Source organism: Betaproteobacteria bacterium (genome assembly GCA_016720065.1).
Classification (GTDB): Bacteria; Pseudomonadota; Gammaproteobacteria; order Burkholderiales; family Rhodocyclaceae; genus SSSZ01.
Genome location: JADJXY010000002.1, coordinates 2,329,557 through 2,352,367, shown reverse-complemented (window position 1 = coordinate 2,352,367; position 22,811 = coordinate 2,329,557). Strand labels below are relative to the sequence as shown.

At 66.4% G+C, this 22,811-nt stretch carries 20 protein-coding genes; 4 read left to right on the top strand and 16 right to left on the bottom strand.

The window, feature by feature from the left end; all coding sequences use genetic code 11:
* Positions 1-332: 332 nt before the first annotated feature.
* The 12 genes from IPM73_14210 to IPM73_14155 form a co-directional block, all read right to left on the bottom strand.
* Positions 333-1,622 (bottom strand): DUF3422 domain-containing protein, encoded by a 1,290-nt coding sequence (locus IPM73_14210; protein MBK8919153.1) that lies wholly within the window; start codon positions 1,620-1,622, stop codon positions 333-335.
* A gap of 116 nt (positions 1,623-1,738) precedes the next feature.
* On the bottom strand, positions 1,739-2,803 hold the full coding sequence (locus IPM73_14205; protein MBK8919152.1) for a fructose-bisphosphate aldolase class II: 1,065 nt from the start codon (positions 2,801-2,803) through the stop codon (positions 1,739-1,741).
* A gap of 25 nt (positions 2,804-2,828) precedes the next feature.
* The gene (gene pyk / locus IPM73_14200; protein ID MBK8919151.1) at positions 2,829-4,268 is read right to left on the bottom strand and encodes a pyruvate kinase; all 1,440 of its coding nucleotides are present in this window, start codon (positions 4,266-4,268) and stop codon (positions 2,829-2,831) included.
* A gap of 2 nt (positions 4,269-4,270) precedes the next feature.
* Entirely contained in the window at positions 4,271-5,161 is an 891-nt protein-coding gene (locus IPM73_14195) for a DUF4349 domain-containing protein (protein ID MBK8919150.1), read from the bottom strand.
* Between the two features lie 33 nt (positions 5,162-5,194).
* Entirely contained in the window at positions 5,195-6,364 is a 1,170-nt protein-coding gene (locus IPM73_14190) for a phosphoglycerate kinase (protein MBK8919149.1), read from the bottom strand.
* A 61-nt stretch (positions 6,365-6,425) separates the two neighbouring features.
* Positions 6,426-7,424, bottom strand: coding sequence for a type I glyceraldehyde-3-phosphate dehydrogenase (gap, locus tag IPM73_14185; protein MBK8919148.1), 999 nt, complete (start codon positions 7,422-7,424; stop codon positions 6,426-6,428).
* A gap of 12 nt (positions 7,425-7,436) precedes the next feature.
* Positions 7,437-9,446: a transketolase gene (gene tkt, locus IPM73_14180; protein ID MBK8919147.1), complete on the bottom strand. Its 2,010-nt coding sequence runs from the start codon at positions 9,444-9,446 to the stop codon at positions 7,437-7,439.
* Between the two features lie 189 nt (positions 9,447-9,635).
* Positions 9,636-10,235: a response regulator gene (locus IPM73_14175; protein ID MBK8919146.1), complete on the bottom strand. Its 600-nt coding sequence runs from the start codon at positions 10,233-10,235 to the stop codon at positions 9,636-9,638.
* 62 nt (positions 10,236-10,297) lie between these two features.
* Positions 10,298-11,317: a class 1 fructose-bisphosphatase gene (locus IPM73_14170; GenBank protein MBK8919145.1), complete on the bottom strand. Its 1,020-nt coding sequence runs from the start codon at positions 11,315-11,317 to the stop codon at positions 10,298-10,300.
* A gap of 36 nt (positions 11,318-11,353) precedes the next feature.
* Positions 11,354-14,266: an EAL domain-containing protein gene (locus IPM73_14165; protein ID MBK8919144.1), complete on the bottom strand. Its 2,913-nt coding sequence runs from the start codon at positions 14,264-14,266 to the stop codon at positions 11,354-11,356.
* A 114-nt stretch (positions 14,267-14,380) separates the two neighbouring features.
* A complete protein-coding gene (locus IPM73_14160; protein MBK8919143.1) occupies positions 14,381-15,184 on the bottom strand; it encodes an inositol monophosphatase family protein in 804 nt (267 codons plus the stop codon).
* Positions 15,181-15,735, bottom strand: a complete 555-nt coding sequence (locus IPM73_14155) for a thioredoxin family protein (GenBank protein MBK8919142.1) — start codon at positions 15,733-15,735, stop codon at positions 15,181-15,183. The genes IPM73_14160 and IPM73_14155 overlap by 4 nt, the downstream gene beginning before the upstream one ends.
* 41 nt (positions 15,736-15,776) lie before the next feature.
* On the opposite strand from IPM73_14155, the gene IPM73_14150 reads away from it, so the two are divergent.
* From IPM73_14150 to IPM73_14135, 4 genes are all read left to right on the top strand, one after another.
* On the top strand, positions 15,777-16,514 hold the full coding sequence (locus tag IPM73_14150; protein MBK8919141.1) for a 16S rRNA (uracil(1498)-N(3))-methyltransferase: 738 nt from the start codon (positions 15,777-15,779) through the stop codon (positions 16,512-16,514).
* Positions 16,515-16,516: 2 nt separating this feature from the next.
* Complete coding sequence (gene pap / locus IPM73_14145; GenBank protein MBK8919140.1) at positions 16,517-18,013, top strand: polyphosphate:AMP phosphotransferase; 1,497 nt, start codon at positions 16,517-16,519, stop codon at positions 18,011-18,013.
* Positions 18,010-19,326: an amino-acid N-acetyltransferase gene (gene argA / locus IPM73_14140; GenBank protein ID MBK8919139.1), complete on the top strand. Its 1,317-nt coding sequence runs from the start codon at positions 18,010-18,012 to the stop codon at positions 19,324-19,326. The genes pap and argA overlap by 4 nt, the downstream gene beginning before the upstream one ends.
* Before the next feature lie 684 nt (positions 19,327-20,010).
* A complete protein-coding gene (locus IPM73_14135; protein MBK8919138.1) occupies positions 20,011-20,283 on the top strand; it encodes an oxidative damage protection protein in 273 nt (90 codons plus the stop codon).
* Positions 20,284-20,362: 79 nt separating this feature from the next.
* Here IPM73_14135 and nifM read toward each other — a convergent pair whose 3' ends face one another.
* The 4 genes from nifM to IPM73_14115 form a co-directional block, all read right to left on the bottom strand.
* Complete coding sequence (gene nifM / locus IPM73_14130; protein ID MBK8919137.1) at positions 20,363-21,223, bottom strand: nitrogen fixation protein NifM; 861 nt, start codon at positions 21,221-21,223, stop codon at positions 20,363-20,365.
* Positions 21,224-21,227: 4 nt separating this feature from the next.
* Positions 21,228-21,683, bottom strand: coding sequence for a nitrogen fixation protein NifZ (locus tag IPM73_14125; GenBank protein MBK8919136.1), 456 nt, complete (start codon positions 21,681-21,683; stop codon positions 21,228-21,230).
* 238 nt (positions 21,684-21,921) lie between these two features.
* On the bottom strand, positions 21,922-22,263 hold the full coding sequence (locus IPM73_14120) for a nitrogenase-stabilizing/protective protein NifW (protein MBK8919135.1): 342 nt from the start codon (positions 22,261-22,263) through the stop codon (positions 21,922-21,924).
* A gap of 9 nt (positions 22,264-22,272) precedes the next feature.
* Positions 22,273-22,809 (bottom strand): hypothetical protein, encoded by a 537-nt coding sequence (locus IPM73_14115; GenBank protein ID MBK8919134.1) that lies wholly within the window; start codon positions 22,807-22,809, stop codon positions 22,273-22,275.
* Positions 22,810-22,811 lie beyond the last annotated feature (2 nt).

Sequence of the window (22,811 nt, the reverse complement as noted above, 5' to 3'; positions counted from 1 at the left end):
CGGCAGGAGCAGTTGCGGGACGTGCGTAGAGGGATTCGGGTGCTTCGTTGTCAGACTCCTGCGACGGCACTGGCGGCTTTGCAGCCGCGCGGGCGATGGCCAGCGTTGTCTCTAGTGCCGCTGCCGTATCCGGTGCAGTTTCGTCCGCCGTTTGAGCCGCGTCACTCGCCGCTTGCTGCATGCTAGTTTCGAGTGCCCGGCGTTCGCGGTCCTGACACCAGCAAATCGCTCAGTCGGGCATGCACGCGCTCCAGCGTGCCAGCGGGATCGACCCACCAGTCGGTCGACCATACCCCCGACGCATTTACGCTGGCTGCTTTCGCAGCCCCAACTCAATGCCCCCCACCCTCCTCCGCCGCCAACTTCTTCCGCATGCGGTGCGTCCCCCAGGCCACCAGGCCGGCGATGACGGGGATGGAAAGGGCGGTCACCACGTCCGGGTTGAGGTGGTGCAGTTCCTTGGTGCCTTTGGTCAGGTATTGCACCAGTTGCGAGCCGTAGTAGGTGAGGACGACGACGGAGAGGCCTTCGACGGTTTCCTGCAGGCGCAGTTGCAGCTTGGCACGGCGGTTCATCTGGGCGAGGACTTCCTGGTTCTGGCGCTCCAGTTCCAGGTCCACCCGGGTGCGCAGGAGCTGGCTGGTGCGGGCGATGCGGGCGGAGAGGTCTTCCTGGCGGCGGGCAACGGCGGAGCAGGTGTTGAGCGCCGGGGCCAGGCGGCGTTCCATGAAGCCGCGGATGGTGGGCATTCCGGGGATGTGGCTTTCCTTCAGTTCCGCGACCCGCTGCTGCACGAGGCGGTAGTAGGCCGCGGCCGCGCCGAAGCGGAAATTGGTGCTGGCGACGGAGTGCTCGACTGCGGCGGCGAGGCTGGTGAGGTCGTCGAGGACGGCGCGTTCGTCTTCCGGTGAATCGGAGGACGCCATGCGGTCGATGAGCCGGGCGAGTTTTTCCTCCGCCGGGTTGAGCAGGCGCACGACGCCCTTGGCGACGGGGAAGGCCAGCAGGGCCATGACGCGGTAGATTTCCAGTTCCAGGAGGCGCTGCACGGTACGGCCGGCGCGCAGGCGGTCCAGGGTTTCGTTGACCACGGTAAAGCGGGAAAAGCCTTCGTGGATGCGGAAATCGGTGAACATCCAGGCGGCGTTGCCGGCGATCTTCGAGGCCACCACGGTTTCGCCGGGGGCGGTCAGGGTGGCCAGCAGGGCCTGGGGGTTGGTGGTGGCGGCGTCCAGGACTTCGAGGTGGGTGGCGGCGAGCAATTGCCCGGGGATGGCCTGGACCCAGTCCGAAGGCACCGCCGCGAGGGCGGTTTCGCCGCTGCCGGGTGCCTGTTGCGGGGTCTTGAAGAAGGTGTAGGTGGAGAATTCGCCGTGGCGTTCCCATTTGAGCAGGAAGGCGCCGGCGTCGATGATGAGGTGGGCGGCGTCGGCGCTGGGCTCCAGGGGCTTGCCCAGGCGCTCGTAAAGCGCGCCCAGGTGGGCGCGGTCGCCGTTGGGGAGGGCTTCGTCGTGCAGGATGGCCAGGAAGCTGACCAGCACGGGGGCTTCCACCGGAACCGGCGGGCGGGCGTGGACCTCGTCGTTGAGGCGCTGGCGCAGGGGGTGCTGGGTGAGGTTCATGGTGTCCCGGGGGTATGGCGGCGGATTGATTATACGGGGGCTTGTGCTCGGCTTCGTGGGCGCGAGAGGGCGAAAGAAAAGGCCGCCCAAGGGCGGCCTTGCGGGGCGGTGCAGCCTTACTTGACGATCTGGTTCAGCTCGCCCTTGGCGTAGCGCTCGGCCATCTTTTCCAGGGGGACGACCTTGATCTGGCTGGCGCGGCCGGCACAGCCGAAGGCTTCGTAGCGGGCCAGGCAGATCTTCTTGGCAGCTTCCCGGGCGGGCTTCAGGTAATCGCGGGGGTCGAACTTGGCGGGGTTCTCGGCGAAGTAGCGGCGGATGGCGCCGGTCATGGCCAGGCGGATGTCGGTGTCGATATTGACCTTGCGCACGCCGTGCTTGATGCCGCGGACGATTTCCTCCACGGGCACGCCGTAGGTTTCCTTCATGTCGCCGCCGAATTCGCGGATCTCGGCCAGGAGTTCCTGGGGCACGCTGGAGGAGCCGTGCATCACCAGGTGGGTGTTGGGGATGCGGGCGTGGATTTCGGCGATGCGGTCGATGGCCAGGATATCGCCGGTGGGCTTCTTGGTGAACTTGTAGGCGCCGTGGCTGGTGCCGATGGCGATGGCCAGGGCGTCGCACTGGGTCTGCTTGACGAAGTCGGCGGCCTGCTCGACGTCGGTGAGGAGCTGCTCGCGGGTCATGGTGCCCTCGGCGCCGTGGCCGTCTTCCTTGTCGCCCTTCATGGTTTCCAGGGAACCCAGAACGCCCAGCTCGGCTTCGACGGAAACGCCGATGGAGTGGGCGAACTTGACCACTTCGCGGGAGACTTCGACGTTGTATTCGTAGGAGGCGACGGTCTTGCCGTCGGCCTGGAGCGAGCCGTCCATCATCACCGAGGTGAAGCCGGACTTGATGGCGCTCATGCACACCGCCGGGCTCTGGCCGTGGTCCTGATGCATGACGATGGGCAGGTGGGGGTAGGCTTCCAGGGCGGCCAGGATCTGGTGGCGCAGGAAGGGTTCGCCGGCGTACTTACGGGCCCCGGCGGAGGCTTGCATGATGACCGGCGCGTCGAGCTGGTGGGCGGCTTCGCAAATGGCCCAGACCTGCTCCATGTTGTTCACGTTGAAGGCGGGCAGGCCGTAACCGTTTTCGGCGGCGTGGTCGAGCAGTTGGCGCATGGACACGAGGGGCATGGTGGTCTCCTGGAAGGCGGGTGAATCAGGGTTTGGGTTGCGGGTGTTCGCCGACGCGGACGATCTTCATGGTGTTGGTGCCGCCGGAGGAGCCGATGGGCTCGCCGATGGTCAGCACGATGAGGTCGCCCGCCTGGACCACGCCCTGGTCGATGAGCAATTGCTCGGCTTCCCAGAGCAGGCGGTCGCGGTCGATGTGTTTCTGCTTCATGAGCAGGGGAAAGACGTCGCGGTAGAGGCTCATCTTGTAGCGGGAGCTCACTTCCGGGGTTAGAGCGTAGATGGGCACCCCGGAGTTCAACCGGCTCATCCACAGGGCGGTGGAGCCGGACTGGGTGAGGGCGGCGATGGCCTTGACCTTGAGGTGGTGGGCCGTCCAGATGGCGGCCATGGCGATGGACTGGTCGATGCGGGTGAAGATGCGGTCGAGAAAGTCGTTGTCCAGGGTGACTTCGGCGGACTTCTCGGCTTCCAGGCAGATGCGGGCCATGGATTCGATGGTCTCCACCGGGTATTTGCCGGAGGCGGTCTCGGCGGAAAGCATTACCGCGTCGGTGCCGTCGAGGACGGCGTTGGCCACGTCGGAGACCTCGGCCCGGGTGGGCACCGGGCTGGTGATCATGGATTCCATCATCTGGGTGGCGGTGATGGCCAGTTTGTTGTGTTCCCGGGCGCTGCGGATGATCTTCTTTTGCAGGGCGGGGACGGCCGCGTCGCCCACTTCCACGGCCAGGTCGCCGCGGGCCACCATGAGGGCGTCGGAGGCCTCGCAGATGTCCGGCAGGGCGCCGAGGGCCTCGGCCCGCTCGATCTTGGCGACGAGGAGCGCAGTGGAGCCGGCACGGGTGAGGAGCTTCCTCGCCTGGCGCATGTCGTCGCCGTTCTTGGGGAAGGAGACGGCGACGAAATCGACCCCCAGTTCGGCAGCGGTGCGGATGTCCTGGCGGTCCTTGCTGGTCAGGGCCGGCGCCGTGAGGCCGCCCCCCTGGCGGTTGATGCCCTTGTTGTTGGAGAGCACGCCGCCGACGCGCACGGTGGTGACGATCTCCTGACTGTGGACCGCGACGATGTCGAGCACGATGCGGCCGTCGTCCAGCAGCAGGACCACGCCGGGTTCCACGTCGTCGATCAGTTCCGGATAGTCGAGGCCGACCCGCTCCTGATTGCCCAGCTTGCAGGTGACGTCGAGGATGAAGGGGGCGCCGGCGGCGAGTTCCACCTTGCCGTGCTCGAATTTGCCGACGCGAATCTTGGGCCCTTGCAGATCAGCCATGATGCCGACGGTGCGGCCGGTATCCTTGGTGATGGCCCGCAGCAGCTTGACCCGGGCGGCGTGGTCCTCGGCGGTGCCGTGGGAGAAGTTGAGGCGGACGATGTCGACCCCCGCCAGGACCATGCGGCGCAGAACAGCCTCGTCGCTGGAGGCGGGGCCCAGGGTGGCGACAATCTTGGTGGAACGCTGCACGATCAATGGGCTCCGGAAGGGTTGCGGCTGGCGCGCCAGCGCCGCCAGGCGCGACGCAGGCCCCACAGGGGAAAGACGGCGACGACGGCCCAGGGCAGGACGGCGGCGAAGAAGGTGATGAGGGCGGCGACGCTTTCCGAGAACACCGCCCCCATGTTGCCGAAGGCCCGGGCGATGGGGGAGAAGAAACCCGGGCTGCCCAGTTCCGGGCGGGCCTGGAAATCGATGGCCACGAAGACCTTGTCGGTTTCCAGGGCGAGGAATTTGCGCTGGCCCGCCAGGGAATCGAGTTCCGCCTGGACATTGGCCAGTTGCTGCTCGATCTCCACCAGATCGGCGACCTTGGCCCCGGGGGCCTGGACGAGCTGGCGCAGGCGGTCGCGCAGGGCCGTCTTGTTGCGCAGCCGGGCCTCGACGTCGATGACGGTATCGGTCTTGTCCTCGGCCTCGGTGCGGTCGCCGATCAGGTCGGCGCCCTGCTGGGCGGCCTCGCGGAAAGCGCCGTACTGGTCGGGCGCGATGCGCAGCTGCAGCGCGCCCTGGGGCGGCGCGCCGTTGGTGGGCGCCACGAGGGAGGAGGATTCGACCTGGCAGACCGCCGGGCCCATCTGGACGCAGCGGGCCTGGCTGGCCTGGAGGGCCGGCGCCACGGCGTCCCGGGGCAGTTCGAGGGTGAGAAAATGGCGGTAGGCGATGAGCCGGCGGGCCTCGCCGGGTTCGGGGGCCGCGGCGTCAGACTTGCGGGCCTGGGCGGGGGAGGGCGCCATGAGCGCCGCGGGGGCCGCAGCGGCGACCGGGGCGCGCCCCGCCGCAAGGTCGTCCTTTCTGCTGCACCCGACGACGAGCGCAGCAGCCAGCAACAGACCGGCCAGCGCCGGGAAAAGGCGGGGCAAGCCGGTCTGCCGGGGGTGCTGCGCCATCGAGGATCAGCGCTCCGCGCGCTGCGCCAGGATTTCGACGGCGGGCAGGGTCTTGCCTTCGAGGAACTCGAGGAAGGCGCCGCCGGCGGTGGAGATGTAGCCCACCTTGTCGTGGATCTTGAAGACGTTGATGGCGGAAACGGTGTCGCCGCCGCCGGCCAGGGAGAAGGCCCTGGAGGTGGCGATGGCGTCGGCCAGGACCTTGGTGCCGTTGGCGAAGGCTTCCATTTCGAAGACGCCCACCGGGCCGTTCCAGACCACGGTGCCGGCAGCGGCGACGATGGCCGCAAGCGCCTTGGCGGAGTCGGGACCGATATCGAGGATCATGTCGTCATCGGCGACATCGTCGATGGACTTGATGGTCGCGGGGGCGGATGCCGAGAACTCCTTGGCCACGACCACGTCGGTGGGCAGGGGCACGGCGACCTTGGCCAGGATGGCCTTGGCCTGGTCCACCAGGTCGCGCTCGGCCAGGGACTTGCCGATCTTCTTGCCGGCGGCGAGGAGGAAGGTGTTGGCGATGCCGCCGCCGACCACCAGCTGATCGACCTTGGCCGACAGGGATTCGAGGACGGTCAGCTTGGTGGAGACCTTGGAGCCGCCGACGATGGCCACCAGGGGTCGGGCCGGCTGGGCCAGGGCCTTGGTCAGGGCTTCCAGCTCGGAGGCGACGCAGGGGCCGGCGCAGGCGATCTTGGCGTACTTGCCCATGCCGTAGGTGGTGGCCTCGGCGCGGTGGGCGGTGCCGAAGGCATCGTGCACCCAGACGTCGCAGAGGGCGGCCATCTTCTGGGAGAGTTCGTCGTTGGACTTCTTCTCGCCCTTGTTGCAGCGGGAATTCTCGAGCATCACCACTTCGCCCGGCTTCACCTCGAAGCCGCCGTCCACCCAGTTCTGCACCAGGCGCACTTCCTTGCCCAGCAGCTCGGCCATGCGCTTGGCCACGGGGGCCAGTGAGTCTTCCGCCTTGAACTCACCCTCGGTGGGGCGGCCCAGGTGGGAGGTGACCATCACGGCAGCGCCCTTGCCCAATGCGTACTGGATACCCGGCAGGGCAGCGCGGATGCGGGTGTCGTCGGTGATGGCGAGGGTGTCGTCCTGGGGGACGTTGAGGTCGGCGCGGATGAAGACCCGTTGGCCGGCCACGTCGAGATCGGTGAGGCGCTTGAAGTTCATGGCAGTGCTCGATTCGGTTGCGGCGATAAAAAAGGGGCGCTCGTTGGCGCCCCTCTCAGTCTTACTTGGAGATGACGCGAATCATCTCCAATACCTTGCAGGAGTAACCCCACTCGTTGTCGTACCAGGAGACGACCTTGACGAAGGTGCCGTCGAGGGCGATGCCGGCTTCGGCGTCGAAGACGGAGGTGCAGGATTCGCCGCGGAAGTCGGTGGCGACGACCTTCTCGTTGGTGTAGCCGAGGACACCCTTCATGGCGCCTTCGGAGGCGGCCTTCATGGCAGCGCAGATTTCCTCGTAGGAGGCTTCCTTGGAGAGCTCGACGGTGAGGTCGACCACGGAGACGTCGGAGGTGGGAACGCGGAAGGCCATGCCGGTGAGCTTCTTGTTCAGCTCGGGGATGACCTTGCCGACGGCCTTGGCGGCGCCGGTGGAGGAGGGGATGATGTTCTCCAGGATGCCGCGGCCGCCGCGCCAATCCTTCTTGGACGGGCCGTCGACGGTCTTCTGGGTGGCGGTGGCGGCGTGCACGGTGGTCATCAGGCCGCGCTTGATGCCCCAGTTGTCGTTCAGCACCTTGGCCACGGGGGCCAGGCAGTTGGTGGTGCAGGAGGCGTTGGAGATGATGGCCTCGCCGGCGTACTTGGTGTGGTTCACGCCGAACACGAACATCGGCGTGTCGTCCTTGGACGGGGCCGACATGATGACCTTCTTGGCGCCGGCCTTGAGGTGGGCCTCGGCACCGGCCTTGTCGAGGAAGAGGCCGGTGGCTTCGACGACGATGTCGGCGCCCACTTCGTTCCACTTGAGGTTGGCGGGATCCTTCTCGGCGGTCAGGCGGATCTTCTTGCCGTTGACGATGAGATTGCCCCCTTCGACGGCGATGTCAGCCTTGCAGCGGCCATGTACGGAGTCGTACTTCAGCATGTAGGCCAGGTAGTCGGGCTCCAGGAGGTCGTTGATGGCGACGATCTCGATGTCCGAGAAATCCTTGATGGCAGCGCGGAAAACCATGCGGCCGATGCGGCCGAACCCGTTGATACCGACTTTGATGCTCATGCTAGAAGCTCCTTACAGAATGTTTTTCACGGTAGCGACCACATGGGCGACCGTGAACCCAAAAAACTCGAACAATTTGCCGGCGGGGGCCGACTCGCCGAAGCGGTCGATGCCGATGACGCCGCCCTTGCTGCCGACGTACTTGCGCCACAGATCGGGATGGCCGGCTTCGATGGCGACGCGGGGCGTGCACTTGCCCAGCACTTCGTTGCGGTACTCGGCGCCCTGGCGGTCGAAGGCCTCGGTGCAGGGCACGGAGACGACGCGGGCCTTGAGTCCCTCGTCGGCCAGGGCCGCCTGGGCGTCCAGAGCCAGCTTGACTTCGGAACCGGTGGCGATGAGGGTCACCTGGGGTTCGCCCGCGCAGTCGGCCAGCACGTACCCGCCCTTGCGGATGGTCTCGGCGCTGATGGCGCCCGTGACGGTGGGCAGGTTCTGGCGGGACAGGGCCAGGACGCTGGGACCGTCGGCGCGCTCGATGGCGGCGGCCCAGGCGACGGCGGTTTCCGTGGCGTCGGCGGGGCGCCAGACGTCCAGGTTGGGGATCAGGCGCAGGGAGGCCACATGCTCCACCGGCTGGTGGGTGGGACCGTCCTCGCCGAGGCCGATGGAGTCATGGGTATAGACCATGATCTGGCGCTGCTTCATGAGCGCCGCCATGCGGATGGCGTTGCGGGCGTAGTCGGAGAAGACGAGGAAGGTGGCGGTGTAGGGGATGAAGCCGCCGTGCAGGCCGATGCCGTTGGCGATGGCGGTCATGCCGAATTCGCGCACGCCGTAGTAGAGGTAGTTGCCGCCGTCCTCGCGGGTGACGCCCTTGGAGCCCTTCCACAGGGTCAGGTTGGAAGCCGCCAGGTCGGCGGAACCGCCCATCAGCTCGGGCAGGGCCGGCGCGTAGGCGGCGATGGCGTTCTGGCTGGCCTTGCGGGTGGCGATGTTCTCGGCCTTGTCCTTGCAGGCGGCGACATAGGCGGCGACGGTCGCGGTCCAGTGGGCGGGCAATTGGCCGTCGATGACGCGGCGCTGGAATTCGGCGGCCTTCTCGGGGAAGGCTTTGCGGTAGGTGTCGAACCGGGCGTTCCAGTCGCCTTCGGCCTTGAGGCCCTTGGCTTTGCCGTCCCAGGCGGCGTAGACGTCGGCGGGAATTTCGAAGGGAGCGTGGTTCCAGCCAATGGTGGCGCGGGCGGCGGCAATTTCGTCGTTGCCCAGGGGAGCGCCGTGCACGTCGTGGCCGCCCTGCTTGTTGGGGGCGCCTAGACCGATGACGGTCTTGCAGCAGATGAGGCTGGGCTTGTCCTTGACGGCCCGGGCAGCGAGCAGCGCGGCTTCGATGGCCTCGGGGTCGTGGCCATCCACGCCGGGAACGACATGCCAGCCGTAGGCTTCGAAGCGCTGCGGCGTATTGTCGGTGAACCAGCCGGTGACGTGGCCGTCGATGGAGATGCCGTTATCGTCGTAGAAGGCGATCAGCTTGCCCAGGCCCAGGGTGCCGGCCAGGGAGCAGGCCTCGTGGGAGACGCCTTCCATCAGGCAGCCGTCGCCCAGGAAGGCGTAGGTGTGGTGGTCGACGACGGTGTGGCCGGGCTGGTTGAACTCGGCGGCCAGGGCCTTTTCGGCGATGGCGAAGCCGACGGCGTTGGTGATGCCCTGGCCCAGGGGGCCGGTGGTGGTTTCCACGCCCGGGGTGTGGCCGTATTCGGGGTGGCCGGCGGTGCGCGAGCCCATCTGGCGGAAATTCTTGAGGTCGTCGATGGAGAGGTCGTAGCCCGTGAGGTGCAGCAGGGCGTAGATCAGCATCGAGCCGTGGCCGTTGGAGAGCACGAAGCGGTCGCGGTCGGGCCACTTGGGGTTGGCCGGATTGTGCTTCAAATGGCGGCGCCACAGGACTTCGGCGATTTCCGCCATGCCCATGGGGGCGCCGGGGTGACCGGAGTTGGCCTTCTGGACGGCGTCCATGGCCAGGGCGCGGATAGCGCCGGTGAGAGGGGTGAAAACAGGGGGCTTGACCGTGGTTGCGCTCATGGGGCTCTATCCGTTTGGCGTAAATTCGCGCCCGGAGAAAAGACGAAATTATCCGGGAAAGCGGGCGCTTTGGGTAGGGTGGACGTGGTGCGCGACTGTGGAAAACACCGCGGATTCGCCCGAAAACGCCCTTCAGCCGGCCATTCCGGCGTGGCGCCTCATGGGGCGAGCCCGCGTGCCGGCCTTGCGCTATTGAGGCGTGCCGCTGTCCGGGGTGTGTTTCTTGCGCACCGGCGCCAGATCGGGGTCGAGCAGGTTTTCGATGCGGCTGAAGATTTCGAAGCGCGAGAAGGGCTTCTTCATGAAGTCGTCGGCCCCGATGCGGTTGGCGTAGAACTGTTCGGTGGCCTGCTCGTTGCCGCTCATCATGATGACGGGAATGTCGCGGGTGGCCGGATCGCGCCGCAGCGTGCGCAGCACGGCGAAGCCGCTCATGCCCGGCAGAACGATGTCCAGGAAGATGAGTTCCGGCTTTTCGTGTTGGGCGATTTCGAGGCCGGTCTCGCCATTGAGGGCCTCCCGGGTGGAGAAGCCCACCGAACGCAGGGTCTTGCGCAGGACGGCGACGATGGTGGGCGAGTCGTCGATGATGAGCGCCCGCGTCCCCTTGCGGGCATTGACCCGCTGCCGTGCGCGGCGCTCGCCCGTGGCTGCGGGTTCCGGTACCGGCGCCGAATCGGCCGCCACGGTGGGGCGGGGGGCAGGTGGTTTTGTGTCGACGTCCTGCTCCGCCGCTTTCGATTCGGCCGCCCTGGCAAACGCGGCGCGAATCTGATCAAGGATACCCATGCTCGTTCTCCGTGGGACTCTGAAGGTCCCTTGACGCTTGGGCGGGGATTCGCCCGGTGAGTTCAGTCCGCGCCGTGGTGGTAGCGCGTGACCCGCTCGACTTCGTTCTTCGATCCCAGGATCACCGGCACGCGCTGGTGCAGTTTCTCGGGCTGGAGATCCAGGATGCGCATGGTTCCGGTGGTGGCGGCCCCGCCCGCCTGTTCCACCAGAAGCGCCATGGGATTGGCTTCGTACATGAGGCGCAATTTGCCGCCCTTGTCGCGGGTCTTGGCGTCGATGGGGTACATGAAGAGGCCGCCCCGGGTCATGATGCGATGCACGTCGGCCACCATCGAAGCCACCCAGCGCATGTTGAAATCCTTGTCCCTGGGGCCGGTCCTGCCGGCCAGCAGTTCGCTGACGTAGCGCTGAACCGGCGCCTCCCAGTGGCGCATATTGGACATGTTGATGGCGAATTCCTTGGTGTCTTCCGGAATGCGCACCTTGTCCTGGGTGAGCACGAAGGCCCCGACCTCCCGATCCAGCGTGAATACGACCACGCCGTCGCCCACGGTGAGGACGAGGAGGGTCGTCGGGCCATAGACCGTGTAGCCCGCGGCGACCTGCGCCGTGCCGGGCTGGAGGAAGGCGCGTTCGGCGGCCTCCGGCGTCGAGAGATCGGCGCCCTCGGGGCACTTGAGAACGGAAAAGATCGTGCCCACCGAGACGTTGACGTCGATATTGGAAGAGCCGTCGAGGGGATCGAAGAGAAGCAGGTACTCGCCCTGGGGGTAGCGATGGGGAATGGTGTGGGGGAGGTCCATTTCCTCGGAGGCCATGGCAGCCAGATGGCCGCCCCACTCGTTGGCTTCGAGAAGGATTTCGTTGGACAGTACATCCAGCTTCTTCTGGGCCTCGCCCTGGACGTTGTCGCTGCCCGCCTCGCCCAGGACGCCGCCCAGACCGCCTTTGCCGATGGCGATGGAGATGGCCTTGCAGGCCCTCGATACGACTTCGACCAGCAACTTGAGGTCAGCGGTGATGATCCCTTTTTCCCGCTGTTCCTCGATCAGGTAGCGGGACAAAGTCATGCGCGCCATGGCGGTTCTCCGGTGTGGCGTTGGAAAGGCGGGATTCTACCCCGCCGTCGTACGGGCGTGCAGGTAGGAAAAGGCTGCAGTTCCGTTCATGGGCTCGCTGAACAGGTATCCCTGGACCTCGTCGCAACCATTGCTGGCCAGGAGCCCGAGTTGATCGCTGGTTTCCACCCCCTCGGCAATGACCCGCAGCCCCAGGGAGTGGGCGAGGGCAATGGTGCCCATGGCGATGGCGCGGTCGTTGAGGTCGTGTTCGATGTCGCGCACGAAGGAGCGGTCGATCTTGAGATGGTCGATGTGGAAGAGTTTGAGATAGGCGAGGGACGAATAGCCGGTACCGAAGTCGTCGATGGCCAGGGTGACGCCCATGCGCCCGAGAATTTCCAGGATGCCCACGGCTTCCTGGGGATTTTCCATGACCGCGCTTTCCGTGATTTCCAGTTCCAGGAGTTCGGCGGGGAGTCCCGATTCGGCCAGGGCGCCGGCCACCATTTCGCAGAAATCGCGTCGCCTCAGTTGGCGGGCGGAGACGTTGACCGCCATGCGCAGCGGTGGAAGACCGCGGTCGATCCAGCGGCGCATCTCGCGGCAGGCGTTGAGGAGAACCCACTCGCCAATGGGAACGATGAGTCCCGTTTCCTCGGCGATGGGGATGAAGCGATCCGGTGCGATGGTACCGTCGCTGGGGTGGTGCCAGCGCAGGAGGGCTTCGACTCCGGTGGGTTTTCCGCTGCTGGCTCCGAACTGGGGCTGGAACACCAGGGCGAATTCGTTGCGGCTCACTGCCTGGCGCAGCTTGTTTTCGATGCCCAGACGCTCGGTCGCGGAGCGGTTCATTTCTTCGGCGAAGAACTGGTAATTGTTCCGGCCGGCGGCCTTGGCGTGGTACATCGCCGTGTCGGCATTCTTCAGGATGGTGTCGCCATCGCTGCCGTCGACCGGGAAGATGCTGATGCCGATGGACGGCGAGGTGTGCAGCTCGTGTTGATCCACGGTAATGGCCGTGGACAGGGTGCCGATGATCTTGCCCGCCACGATGGCGGCGTCGGTGACGTGGCCGATGTCGGGCAGGAGGACAACGAATTCGTCACCCCCCAGCCGGGCGACGATGTCGGTTTCGCGTACGGTGGCGGCCAGCCGGGACGCCACCTCGCGCAGGAGTTCGTCCCCCACCTGGTGGCCCAGGGTGTCGTTGATGACCTTGAAGCGGTCCAGGTCGATGAACATCAGGGCGACTTTCCAGCCGTGCCGGCGGGCGTCGGGCAGCGCCTGGGCCAGACGCATGTGCAGGGCGAGGCGATTGGGCAGGCCCGTGAGGGGGTCGTGCTGGGCCATGTGGCGCACCCGATCCTCGGCCCGCCGCCGCTGGGTGACGTCGGTCAGCAGCCAGATGTAATGCGTCGCCTGGCCGGTAATGCGGTCGTTGACCCGCGTGACCAGAATGCTGGCGATGAAGGTTTCGCCGTTCTTGCGTTGCACTTCAAGTTCGCCGTGCCAGGTACCGTCGCTGCTCAGTGCGTCGCCGAAGCCCGTGGTCTGGGTGTCGTGCTGCGCCAGCAGGAGACCGTCGGCAGCAAGTCCCAGCAATTCGTAGCCCTCATGGCCGGTGAGTTCGGTAAAGGCCGGGTTGGTCGAGACGATGCGCTGGGCTTCGTCTGCGATGACGATGGCGGTGGGGCTGTTGTCGAACACCAGATCAGCGAGTTGCAGGCGGGCCTCGGCGCGCTTGCGCTCGCTGATGTCGGTGTAGACGGTGACGAAACTGCCGTTGGGCAAGGGCGTTCCGCGAACTTCCAGGGCCAGGCCATTGGGGCGTACGCGCTCGAAGAGATGGGGCTTGCGCTCTTCGGCGCGGGCGACGATTTCCCGGGCCAGGACCTCCGGGTCGCCGGGGCCATACTCGCCGCGGGCGGCGTTGTAGGCGATGAAACGCTCGAAGGGCGGATTGGCCTCGGCGAAGAGTTCATCGGGAAATTCGAGCAGGCTGCGGAACTGGGCGTTGTGAATGGCGAGCCTGAGTTCTTCGTCGAAGAGCGAGAGACCGCCGGGAAAATTGGCGACCACGGAATCAAGCAGGTCGTGCTGGCGGCGGAGTGCTGCCTCGGCGGCCTTGGATTCGCTGATGTCGGTATAGGTGGTGACGAAGCCGGCGATGCGGCCAGCCAGGAAAAGAGGCTGGCCGTGGATCAAGTGCGTACGCCCGGACCTTCGCTTGCGCTCCAGCCGGTGGGGCTCGAAGCGGAGCGCGGTGGCGACCAGTCGTGCGACGTGCTCCTCGGGGTCTCCGGGGCCATACTCGCCTCGCTCGGCGGCGATGCGGGCCAGGTCGGGGAACTCGGCCCCCTCGTGGACGGCTTCGGGCGGAAGTTCGAGGAGGCTCACGAAGGCCGCGTTCCACAGGCGCAGGCGAAGATTTTCGTCGAAGACGCTGATCCCCTGGGGAATGTGCGCCAGGACCGCAGCCAGGTAGGCGTGCTGCCGATGCATCTCCTGCTCGATGGCCTTGCGTTCGGAAATGTCCTGCACCGTGCCGCTGGCCCGCAGGGGAGCACCGTCCTCACCCAGGGTGGTACGACCGTGGATCAGGAAATGGCGGCATTCCTCCCCCGGCCCCGGGACGCGGAATTCGATCTGATAGGGCAGGGCCAGGGCGTGACCGCGGGTCATGGCGGCGGCGACCCGCTCCCGGTCCTCCGCATGGACCTGCAGGAGAAAGAGGCCGGGCGTGGGGACTACCGATCCGGGCGCCAGGCCGAAGAGGCGGAAGCACTCGTCGGACCACCACAACTGATTGCTGAGCAGATCCCGTTCCCAATTGCCGATCCGGGCAATATGCTGGGCTTCGAGCAGAAGCAGCAGATGCCGCTCGTCGATGGGGCTGGCCGAAAGCGGACTCTTGCTGGTGCCGCTATCGGTGCCTAGGGGGGCGAGCAGGGGGCGAGGAGTCTCCAAGATCGTAGTGCCGCAGGCCAGAAGGGACTCATCATACCCCGGCCCCCGGGGGGAGCGGGTGACGAAGTGGGGGATTTCCTTGAAATCGACAAAAACAACAGCGATCTGTCAGATTTATCGGTGGCTGCGCACCCAGTGCAGCCATCCCCGGTGTACTTCGGGGTTCAGGGCTGCGACCGCCGAGCGGCGCCAGGGCGGAGCCGCCGCGAAATCGTCGCAGTCCAGGGTCGCCACGCGGCCTCCGGCTTCGGCGAGGAGCAGGGCGCCGGCGGCGTAGTCCCACAGCAATTGCCCCCCGTGCAGCAGGAGGTCGGCGCGGCCTGCCGCCAGGTAGCACCACTCCAGGACGCTGGCGCCGAAGTTGCGTTGGGAATAATAGGGGCAGTCGGCGGCCAGGGCCGCGGCCAGCGGTGCCGGCAGACGCTTGAGGTCCACCAGGGCGACGGATTTCTCCAGCCGGGGTTCGGGGTTGCGCAGGGGGAGGGGTTCGCCGTTCAGGCGGGCGCCGCCGCCCAGGGTGGCGGTGAACATCTCATCCGCGATGGGGGCATAGGTGACGCCGAGGACCGCTCGGCCATGCTGCATGAGGGCGACCGAGACCGCGAAATAGGGCAGGCCGACGAGGAAATTGGTCGAGCCGTCCACCGGGTCGAAGCACCACAGGCCCTCGTCTCCGGCGGCCAGGGCAGCGCGCTGATCGGGTTCGGGCATCTCCTCGCCGATCATGGGCAGATCGGCGATCCCGCGCAGGGCGTCGGCGAGGAAGTGCTGGGCGGCCACGTCGGCTTCGGTCAGGACCGAGCCATCCGACTTGTGTTCGCGCACCACCTGGAGAAAGCGGGGCATGATCTCCTGTCGTGCCACCGCCCGCACGGCGGCCTCCACCCGAGGGAGGAGGGCGGCGGTGTCGAAACTCATGCCCGCCATTTGATCGAACAGCCGATGGAAGAAGTCTGTTGCGGGGGGCCTTCCCCGCTGCGGGCGATCTGGAGCATGGCTTGGTAGAGTTCCCTTGGGGCGCCGGGGGGCGCGGGGTCGCGTCCGGAAGCGTCCAGGCGCCCCCGATATTGCAGTTGCAGGTCGGCGTTGTAGCCGAAGAAATCCGGGGTGCACACGGCACCGTAGGCCCGGGCCACGGCCTGGCTCTCGTCGAGCAGGTAAGGGAAGGGCAGGGCCAGTTCCCCGGCCCAGCGGACCATGTTGGCGAAGGAGTCGTCGGGATAGGCGAGGGTGTCATTGCTCATGATGGCGACGGTGCCGATGCCCTGGGGCTGCAAGTCCCGCGCGTCGCGGATCAGGCGGTCGATGATGGCCCTGACGAAGGGGCAGTGGTTGCACATGAAGACGACCACAAGGCCGCGGGGGCCGGCGACGGAGGCGAGGCTGTGCTGGCGGCCGTCGGTGCCGGGCAGGTCGAAGACGGGGGCCGGACGGCCGAAATCGCACACCGGTGGGTTGAGAGCGGCCATGGAAGGTGCCTGGGAAGGGGATTTCGCCCATAATAGCATCGATGAATTCCCCCCGTTTCTACTGCCGCGAGCCGCTCGCTCCGGGTGCCCACGTCGAGCTTCCCGACCCCGTGGCGCGCCATGCGGTGCGCGTGTTGCGCCTGGCGGCGGGGGCAGGGTTGGTCTTGTTCGATGGGCGGGGGGGCGAGTATCCGGCCCGCATCGAACGCATCGAGCGCGAGCGGGTGGTGGCGGCGGTCGGCGCCTGGGATGCGGTGGAGCGGGAATCCACCCTGGCCGTGACGCTGGTCCAGGCTCTCCAGGCGGGGGAGAAGATGGATTACACCATCCAGAAAGCGGTCGAACTGGGGGTTGCGGCCATCGTCCCCGTGGAGAGCCGGCGCAGCGTGACGCGCCTGGCCGGCGAGCGGGCGGGGCGGCGCGTTGCCCACTGGCAGGGGGTGGCCGCGGCGGCCTGTGAGCAGTGCGGGCGCAACCAGGTGCCCAGCGTGGCCCCGGTGGAACGCCTGGAAAACTGGCTGGCCCGGCCTTCCGCAGAGGCCTTGCGCCTGATGCTGGCGCCGGGGGCCGAGCAGAGCCTGGCGGATCTGCCGCCTTCGCCCCGGGTGCAGTTGCTCATCGGGGCCGAAGGCGGGCTGGATGCGCAGGAGGTGCTGGCAGCGGAGCAGTCGGGATTTCGGGCCGTGCGCCTGGGGCCCCGGGTGTTGCGCACCGAAACGGCGGGGCTCGCTGCCCTTGCAGCCATGCAGACTTTGTGGGGTGATTTTCGGGGGGTGTAGCGATGTTCGAATCGGCTGAACTGGGGCATACCATCGATCGGGCCACCTTCCGCAAGGAAGTCCCCAAGCTGCGGGCGGCCCTGCTCGACGTGCAGTACGACATGCTGCAAAAGAAGGATTTTCCGGTCGTGGTGCTCATCAGCGGCGTGGATGGCAGCGGCAAGGGGGAGACCATCAATCTCCTCTATTCCTGGATGGATCCGCGTCACATTTCGACCCTGGCTTTTGCCGCGCCCAGCGATGAGGAGCGGGAGCGGCCCTTCATGTGGCGCTACTGGCGCGCCCTGCCGCCCAAGGGCAAGGTCGGCATCTTTGCCGGTTCCTGGTATTCGCAGCCCATCGCCGACCGCATCGCCCGCAGCATGCGGCGTTCCGAACTCGATCAGGTGCTGGACGACATCAACCGCTTCGAGGCCATGCTGGTGAACGAAGGGGCTCTGGTGCTCAAGTTCTGGTTCCATCTTTCCAAGGAAGGACAGAAAAAGCGTCTCAAGGCCCTGGCCCGGAACCCCCGCACGGCCTGGCGGGTCACCAAGGCCAGCTACGATAGGCTCAAGACCTACGACGAATTGCAAAAAGTGGCTGGCCACGTCCTGCGGGTGACCAATACAGCCCACGCGCCGTGGATCATCGTCGAGGGCACCGACGACGAATATCGCTCGCTCACCGTGGGGCGCATCGTCCTCGATTCCATGGCGCGCCGCCTGCAACAGGCGGAACGGCCGCGGGTGCCGGTGGCGCCGCCCATCGTGCGCACCATAGACGCCATGAGCGTCCTCAGCGAACTCGACCTCGGCCAGAAGCTGGCGCGCAAGGAGTACGAGCGGGAACTGGCCCGCTGGCAGGGGAAACTGGCCGAGTTGGCCCACGATCCCCGCTTTACCGCTGGCCGCTCGCTGGTGATGGTGTTCGAAGGCTCGGATGCCGCCGGCAAGGGGGGGAGTATCCGCCGCACGGTGGAGGCCCTCGATGCGCGCCAGTACCAGATCGTCCCCATCGCCGCGCCCACCGAAGAGGAGCGCGCCCAGCCCTACCTGTGGCGTTTCTGGCGCCACCTGCCGCGTACCGGGCGCATCACGGTCTTCGACCGCTCCTGGTACGGTCGCGTGCTGGTGGAGCGGGTCGAGGGCTTCTGCTCCGAAGAAGACTGGCTGCGCGCCTACGCCGAGATCAACGATTTCGAGCATCAGATGGTCGCGGCGGGGGCGGTGGTGGTCAAGTTCTGGCTCCAGATCAGTGCCGACGAGCAATTGCGCCGCTTTCAGGAGCGCCAGGACACCGAATTCAAGCGCTTCAAGATCACCGAGGAAGACTGGCGCAACCGCGAGAAATGGGATCAGTACGCCACCGCCGTCTGCGACATGGTGGACCGGACGTCCACCGGGCTCGCCCCGTGGACACTGGTGGAAGCCAACGACAAGAACTTCGCCCGCATCAAGGTGCTGCGCACCGTCTGCGAGCGTCTGGAAAATGCGCTGCGCGACGACGAGGCCAAATGAGCGACGACCTGTACGACGAGAACTTCGTAGCCTGGTTTCGGGCCGTGACGCCCTACATCAACGCCTTTCGCGGCAAGACCTTCGTCGTCGCCTTCGGGGGCAAGGCCATCGAGGAAGGCCATACCAAGACGCTGGCCTACGACGTGAATCTGCTCGCCGCCCTTGGCATCCGGCTGGTCCTGGTCCACGGCGCCCGGCCCCAGATCGAGGAAGAACTGGAGGAAAAGGGCCTGCCGTCCCTTTACCACCGGGGCTACCGCATCACCGACGCAGCCACCCTGGACTGCGTCCTCGACGCCGTGGGCAGCGTCTACCTCGAAGTGGAAGCCCTTCTGTCCCAGGGGCTGCCGAACACGCCCATGGCCAACAGCCAGATTCGCGTCATTGGCGGCAATTTCGTCACGGCGCACCCCATCGGCGTCCTCGACGGGATCGACCTCCAGTACGCCGGCAAGGTGCGCAAGGTCGACTCCGAGGGACTCAAGGCCCAACTGGGCATCGGCAACATCGTGCTGCTCTCCTGCCAGGGCGCCTCGCCCACCGGCGAAATCTTCAATCTGCAAATGGAAGAGGTCGCCGAAGCCGTCGCCGTGGCCCTCAAGGCCGACAAGCTCCTCTTTCTCGCCGACGCTCGGGGGATCTGCAACGCCGCCGGCGAATTCCAGGATGCCCTGACCGCCGATGCCGCAGCGGAGTTTCTCAAGGACGAAGCGCTCTCCCCCGACCTCAAGCGCTACCTCCCGTGTGCCGTACGGGCCAGCCGGCAGGGAGTGGGCCGGGTGCACCTCATCGCTTACGAGCGCGACGGTGCCCTGCTGCAGGAAATTTTCACCCACGAAGGCGTCGGGACGGTGGTCACCCGGGAGCCCCTGGAAAACATCCGCGAAGCGCGCCCGGACGATATCGGTAATCTCATCGCCCTCATCGAGCCCATGGAAGACGAGGGCATCCTGGTCCACCGACCGCGGGAACTCCTGGAGCGGGAAATCGACCGTTTTTCGGTCATGGAGCACGACGGCATCATCGTCGGCTGCGCCGCCCTCTACCTGCACGGCGACGATGTGGGCGAACTCGCCTGCCTTGCCGTGCACCCCGACCACCGCGAATGGGGTTATGGCGAACTCCTCATGCAACGGGTCGAAATGCGCGCCCGCAAGGCCGGCATCCGCCGTCTCTTCGTCCTCACCACGCGCACCGAACACTGGTTCGTCGAGCGCGGCTTCCGCGTCGCCAAGGTGGACGAACTGCCGGAACAGAAGCGCCGCATGTACAACTATCAAAGGCGGTCGAAGGTCCTGTTCAAGCCCCTTTGACGGCTTTTCGGGATGTGTCTCAAGGCCGCGCGGTCGCATAACCCACTGAATTTATAGAATTGCTTGTTTTGTGGCGTTGCGGGACGAGGTGGGTCACCTCCCAGTTCGTGTGTGGCTACGTGAGTAGCTTTTCGGCACCTTGCCGACGCCGGGCATGGGCGGGAGTCCGGCGCCGTGGGGGCGGACCCTTTAGCCTCCGCGCTTACGCCTGGCTCTTGGGAGTTTGGCGATTCATGGTGCGCGAGCCGCTATAATCCTGGAAACCTCAGTTGGCCGCTTGTCAGTCCCCGGAATGCCTTGTGCCTTGAACCTCCGCGCACCTCCCCAACGCTCGCCCGTCGGGTCCATCGCTACGAGCCCGCGGGCGCATCCGGGCGGGCGCCTGGCTTTGTCGCTCCTCCTTGCAGGCATCAGCCTGACGCGTCGTCGCTTCGCGCCAGGCACCCGCCCGAACGCACCAACGGGCTCGTCCAACTGAGGTTTCTAGTAGTCAGTCAGATAGGTTCAGCTATGTTCGGCCCGCCCCGCATCCCCGCTCGCTTTGTCGCTCATCCTCGCCATAGCTTCGGCTATGGCTGCGGTTCGCTTCGCGCGATCGGGGCGCGGAGGCGCGCCTCGGCATCGACGCAAACCTATCTGACTGACTACTAGGATAATTCGCCAAACCATCTTCCGGAGCATTTCATGGCACGTACCGTCAATTGCATCAAGCTCGGCCGCGAGGCCGAAGGTCTGGACCATCCGCCCTATCCCGGCGACCTGGGCAAGCGTCTCTTCGACAAGGTTTCCAAGGAAGCGTGGGCGCAGTGGATTCGCATGCAGACCATGATCATCAACGAAAACCGCCTCAACCTGGTCGATGCCAAGCACCGCAAGTACCTCATGGAGCAGGTGGAGAAGCACTTCTTCGGCGAAGGTGCCGACCAGATCCAGGGCTACGTTCCGCCCAAGGCCTGAACCGGGCCACAGCAACAGCAAGGGCTCCTGCGGGAGCCCTTGTTCATTGCGGCCTCAGCGCCTGTGAATTTTTCGGCTCTCAGGTGAGCCGGCTGCCTGGTGGGGGGCGTTTGCCCTGTGCCCCGGCAACAAGCTCCTTGATCCAGGTGCGCTGGGCCTCCTGGCGACGCCTGTCGGTCAGGCGCTCGATGATCTTCTGCCGCACCTCCGGGAAGGGCAGCGGGCCGCTGGGGAAGATCTCGTCACAGCGCAGGATGTGCAGGCCGATGGGGGATTCGAGTACGGCGCTGATTTCGCCCTCGACCAGGGCAAAGGCGGCAGGCTCCAGTTGGGCGTAGAGCTGCTGGCGCTTGACCACGCCCAACTGGCCGCCCTCCATGGCAGTCGGGCACTGGGAGTGGCGCAGGGCTGCCTCGCCGAAGGCTTCGGCATCGGGCAAGGGCTTGCGCAGGCCCTCGAGAAGGACGGCCGCCTTGGCCTTATCCCGCGGGTTGTCGAAGGTGACCAGGATGTGGCGCAGGCGGCGGGCTTCCGGCCGGTCAAAGGCTTCCGGGTGGAGGCGGTAGTAGATTTCCGCGTCGACGGGCGTCACCGGCGGCACGCGGGAGGCGATACGGTCGAGGACGGCTTCCACCCGCAGGTCGCGCTCGACGGCGTTCTCGAAGCCCTGGCGGTCGAGGGCGCTGCGCTCCAGGTCGGCGGCGAATTCATCAGGCGAGGGATAGCGTTTCTCGATGTCGGCCAGACGTGCCGCGAGGGTGGCGGCCGGAATGACGATGGGGGCGGCTTCCGGGCTGGCCAGGATGCAATGCTCGATGCGGTCCTGGCGGCCGGCGACCTCAGCCAGGCGGGTGCGCTCCGGTACGCTGAGCGCCTCCGGTGCTTTCTGGAACAGTTCCCAGGAAAGTTTCAGGGTGAGGTAACCGTGCGCCATGGCCATGGGTTTACTCCTTCGCCGGGGCAGCCTCCAGCAGCGCTTCCGGAATCTGCAGCAGGCGACCGGGCAGGCTGTCGAAGTGGATGTGGTAGGCGACACCGCCGGGCGCGTCGCGGATGACCTTGATGACTTCGCCGCTGGCACCCACGGCCACCAGTACCTCGCCGGCGACGGCAAGCCCCTTGGCTGTGCGCACCTTGTCGCGGAACTCGAAGCGGCTCGGGGTCCACGGCTCTTCGGCGCCGATCAGCTCTTCCTCGCGGCAGCCGACGATCTTGCCTTCCTCCAGGAAATTGACCGAGTAGATGATCTGATCCTGAAGGAAGGTGCCGACGTCCACCACGTAGCCGATGCTGCCGCGACGTACCAGAGGGGCGCCGGGATCGAGCCCCGGATAGGTGCCGTCGTTGCGGACGTTGCGGGTGAGCCGCACCGCCTCGCCGTATTCCCAGCGGGTATCCATCATCCTAGAAACCTCAGTTGGCCGCTTGTCGATACCCGGAATGCCCTGTGCACTGGACCTCTACGCCGCTCCGAACCGCCCACCCCTCGGGTGGCATCGCTACGAGCCCGCTGGCGCATCCGGGCGGGCACCTGGCTTTGTCGCTCCTCCTTGCAGGCATCAGCCTGCCGCGTCGTCGCTTCGCGCCAGACACCCGCCCGAACGCACCAACGGGCTCGTCCAACTGAGGTTTCTAGGATCATTGCTGGAAGACCCGGTCGAGGGAGACGAAGGAGCTGAACCCGCCTTCGGGCTTGGCCTGGTTCTGGAAGACGGCGAAGACCTTCTCGGTCAGGGAGTCGGACGCGACGAAATCCTGGTAGGCCCGCTCCAGCCACAGGCGATAGATGCCCCGCTGTTGCTCTTCCTCCGGCGGCAGGTTGGGGGCCTGCTTGGCCAGGTAATCGTGGAAGCGCTGCAGGATGTGCAGGCGGTTCACGTGGACCACGGAAGGCTCGTAGGGCACCTCGAAGTAATCGAGGAAATCCTCGGCGGAGACCAACTCTTCCATGGCTTCGGCAAGGGTAAGGGTGTCTTCCATGATGCCTCCTCAGGCAGCGACAAGGGTGAGATGGGGGATGTCGGATTCTTCCGGGCGCTGAAACTCGTCCACCACTTCCAGGAGCTTGGCAGCGCCGAGCTGGTCGCGGCTGTCCAGGGAGGAGAGCTTCTCCAGGCGGGCACGGGAAGCGGCGATCTTGCCCAGGCGCAGCAGCACCACGCTGGCGGCCTTCAGCGCCAGCAGGTAGAAGCGCAGCAGGCCGAAGGAATTGGCGGCGGCGCAGCCCAGCCGGGCCTCGTCGATCTGGTTCCAGTCCTTGGGCAGGCCCAGGTGGCGGCCGGAGATCTGCATGGCGCGCTCGGCGACGACCAGGGCGTCTTCCAGGCGGTGCTGGTAGAAGTAGTAGCGGTAGAGGCCGACGAGGACGGCGAGGTTTTCCGGCGCCAGCAAGTGGGCCCGCAACAGGGCCGGTTCGGCGCTGGCCTCGCCGTATTCCCGGGCGGCCTGGGCGATGAGGCGCTCCGCCTCGGCGGGCAGGGGCTCTTCGAAATAGAGTTTGCAGTCGGAGAAGTCGAGCAGGTCCATGG

What these genes read in the sequence shown, in the direction of transcription:
- IPM73_14210 (MBK8919153.1), bottom strand. Translation starts at nt 1,622, where the DNA reads ATGAACCTCACCCAGCACCCCCTGCGCCAGCGCCTCAACGACGAGGTC.
- IPM73_14205 (MBK8919152.1), bottom strand. Translation starts at nt 2,803, where the DNA reads ATGCCCCTCGTGTCCATGCGCCAACTGCTCGACCACGCCGCCGAAAAC.
- IPM73_14190 (MBK8919149.1), bottom strand. Translation starts at nt 6,364, where the DNA reads ATGAACTTCAAGCGCCTCACCGATCTCGACGTGGCCGGCCAACGGGTC.
- gap (MBK8919148.1), bottom strand. Translation starts at nt 7,424, where the DNA reads ATGAGCATCAAAGTCGGTATCAACGGGTTCGGCCGCATCGGCCGCATG.
- tkt (MBK8919147.1), bottom strand. Translation starts at nt 9,446, where the DNA reads ATGAGCGCAACCACGGTCAAGCCCCCTGTTTTCACCCCTCTCACCGGC.
- IPM73_14175 (MBK8919146.1), bottom strand. Translation starts at nt 10,235, where the DNA reads ATGGGTATCCTTGATCAGATTCGCGCCGCGTTTGCCAGGGCGGCCGAA.
- IPM73_14170 (MBK8919145.1), bottom strand. Translation starts at nt 11,317, where the DNA reads ATGGCGCGCATGACTTTGTCCCGCTACCTGATCGAGGAACAGCGGGAA.
- IPM73_14160 (MBK8919143.1), bottom strand. Translation starts at nt 15,184, where the DNA reads ATGAGTTTCGACACCGCCGCCCTCCTCCCTCGGGTGGAGGCCGCCGTG.
- IPM73_14155 (MBK8919142.1), bottom strand. Translation starts at nt 15,735, where the DNA reads ATGGCCGCTCTCAACCCACCGGTGTGCGATTTCGGCCGTCCGGCCCCC.
- IPM73_14150 (MBK8919141.1), top strand. Translation starts at nt 15,777, where the DNA reads ATGAATTCCCCCCGTTTCTACTGCCGCGAGCCGCTCGCTCCGGGTGCC.
- pap (MBK8919140.1), top strand. Translation starts at nt 16,517, where the DNA reads ATGTTCGAATCGGCTGAACTGGGGCATACCATCGATCGGGCCACCTTC.
- argA (MBK8919139.1), top strand. Translation starts at nt 18,010, where the DNA reads ATGAGCGACGACCTGTACGACGAGAACTTCGTAGCCTGGTTTCGGGCC.
- IPM73_14135 (MBK8919138.1), top strand. Translation starts at nt 20,011, where the DNA reads ATGGCACGTACCGTCAATTGCATCAAGCTCGGCCGCGAGGCCGAAGGT.
- nifM (MBK8919137.1), bottom strand. Translation starts at nt 21,223, where the DNA reads ATGGCCATGGCGCACGGTTACCTCACCCTGAAACTTTCCTGGGAACTG.
- IPM73_14125 (MBK8919136.1), bottom strand. Translation starts at nt 21,683, where the DNA reads ATGGATACCCGCTGGGAATACGGCGAGGCGGTGCGGCTCACCCGCAAC.
- IPM73_14120 (MBK8919135.1), bottom strand. Translation starts at nt 22,263, where the DNA reads ATGGAAGACACCCTTACCCTTGCCGAAGCCATGGAAGAGTTGGTCTCC.
- IPM73_14115 (MBK8919134.1), bottom strand. Translation starts at nt 22,809, where the DNA reads ATGGACCTGCTCGACTTCTCCGACTGCAAACTCTATTTCGAAGAGCCC.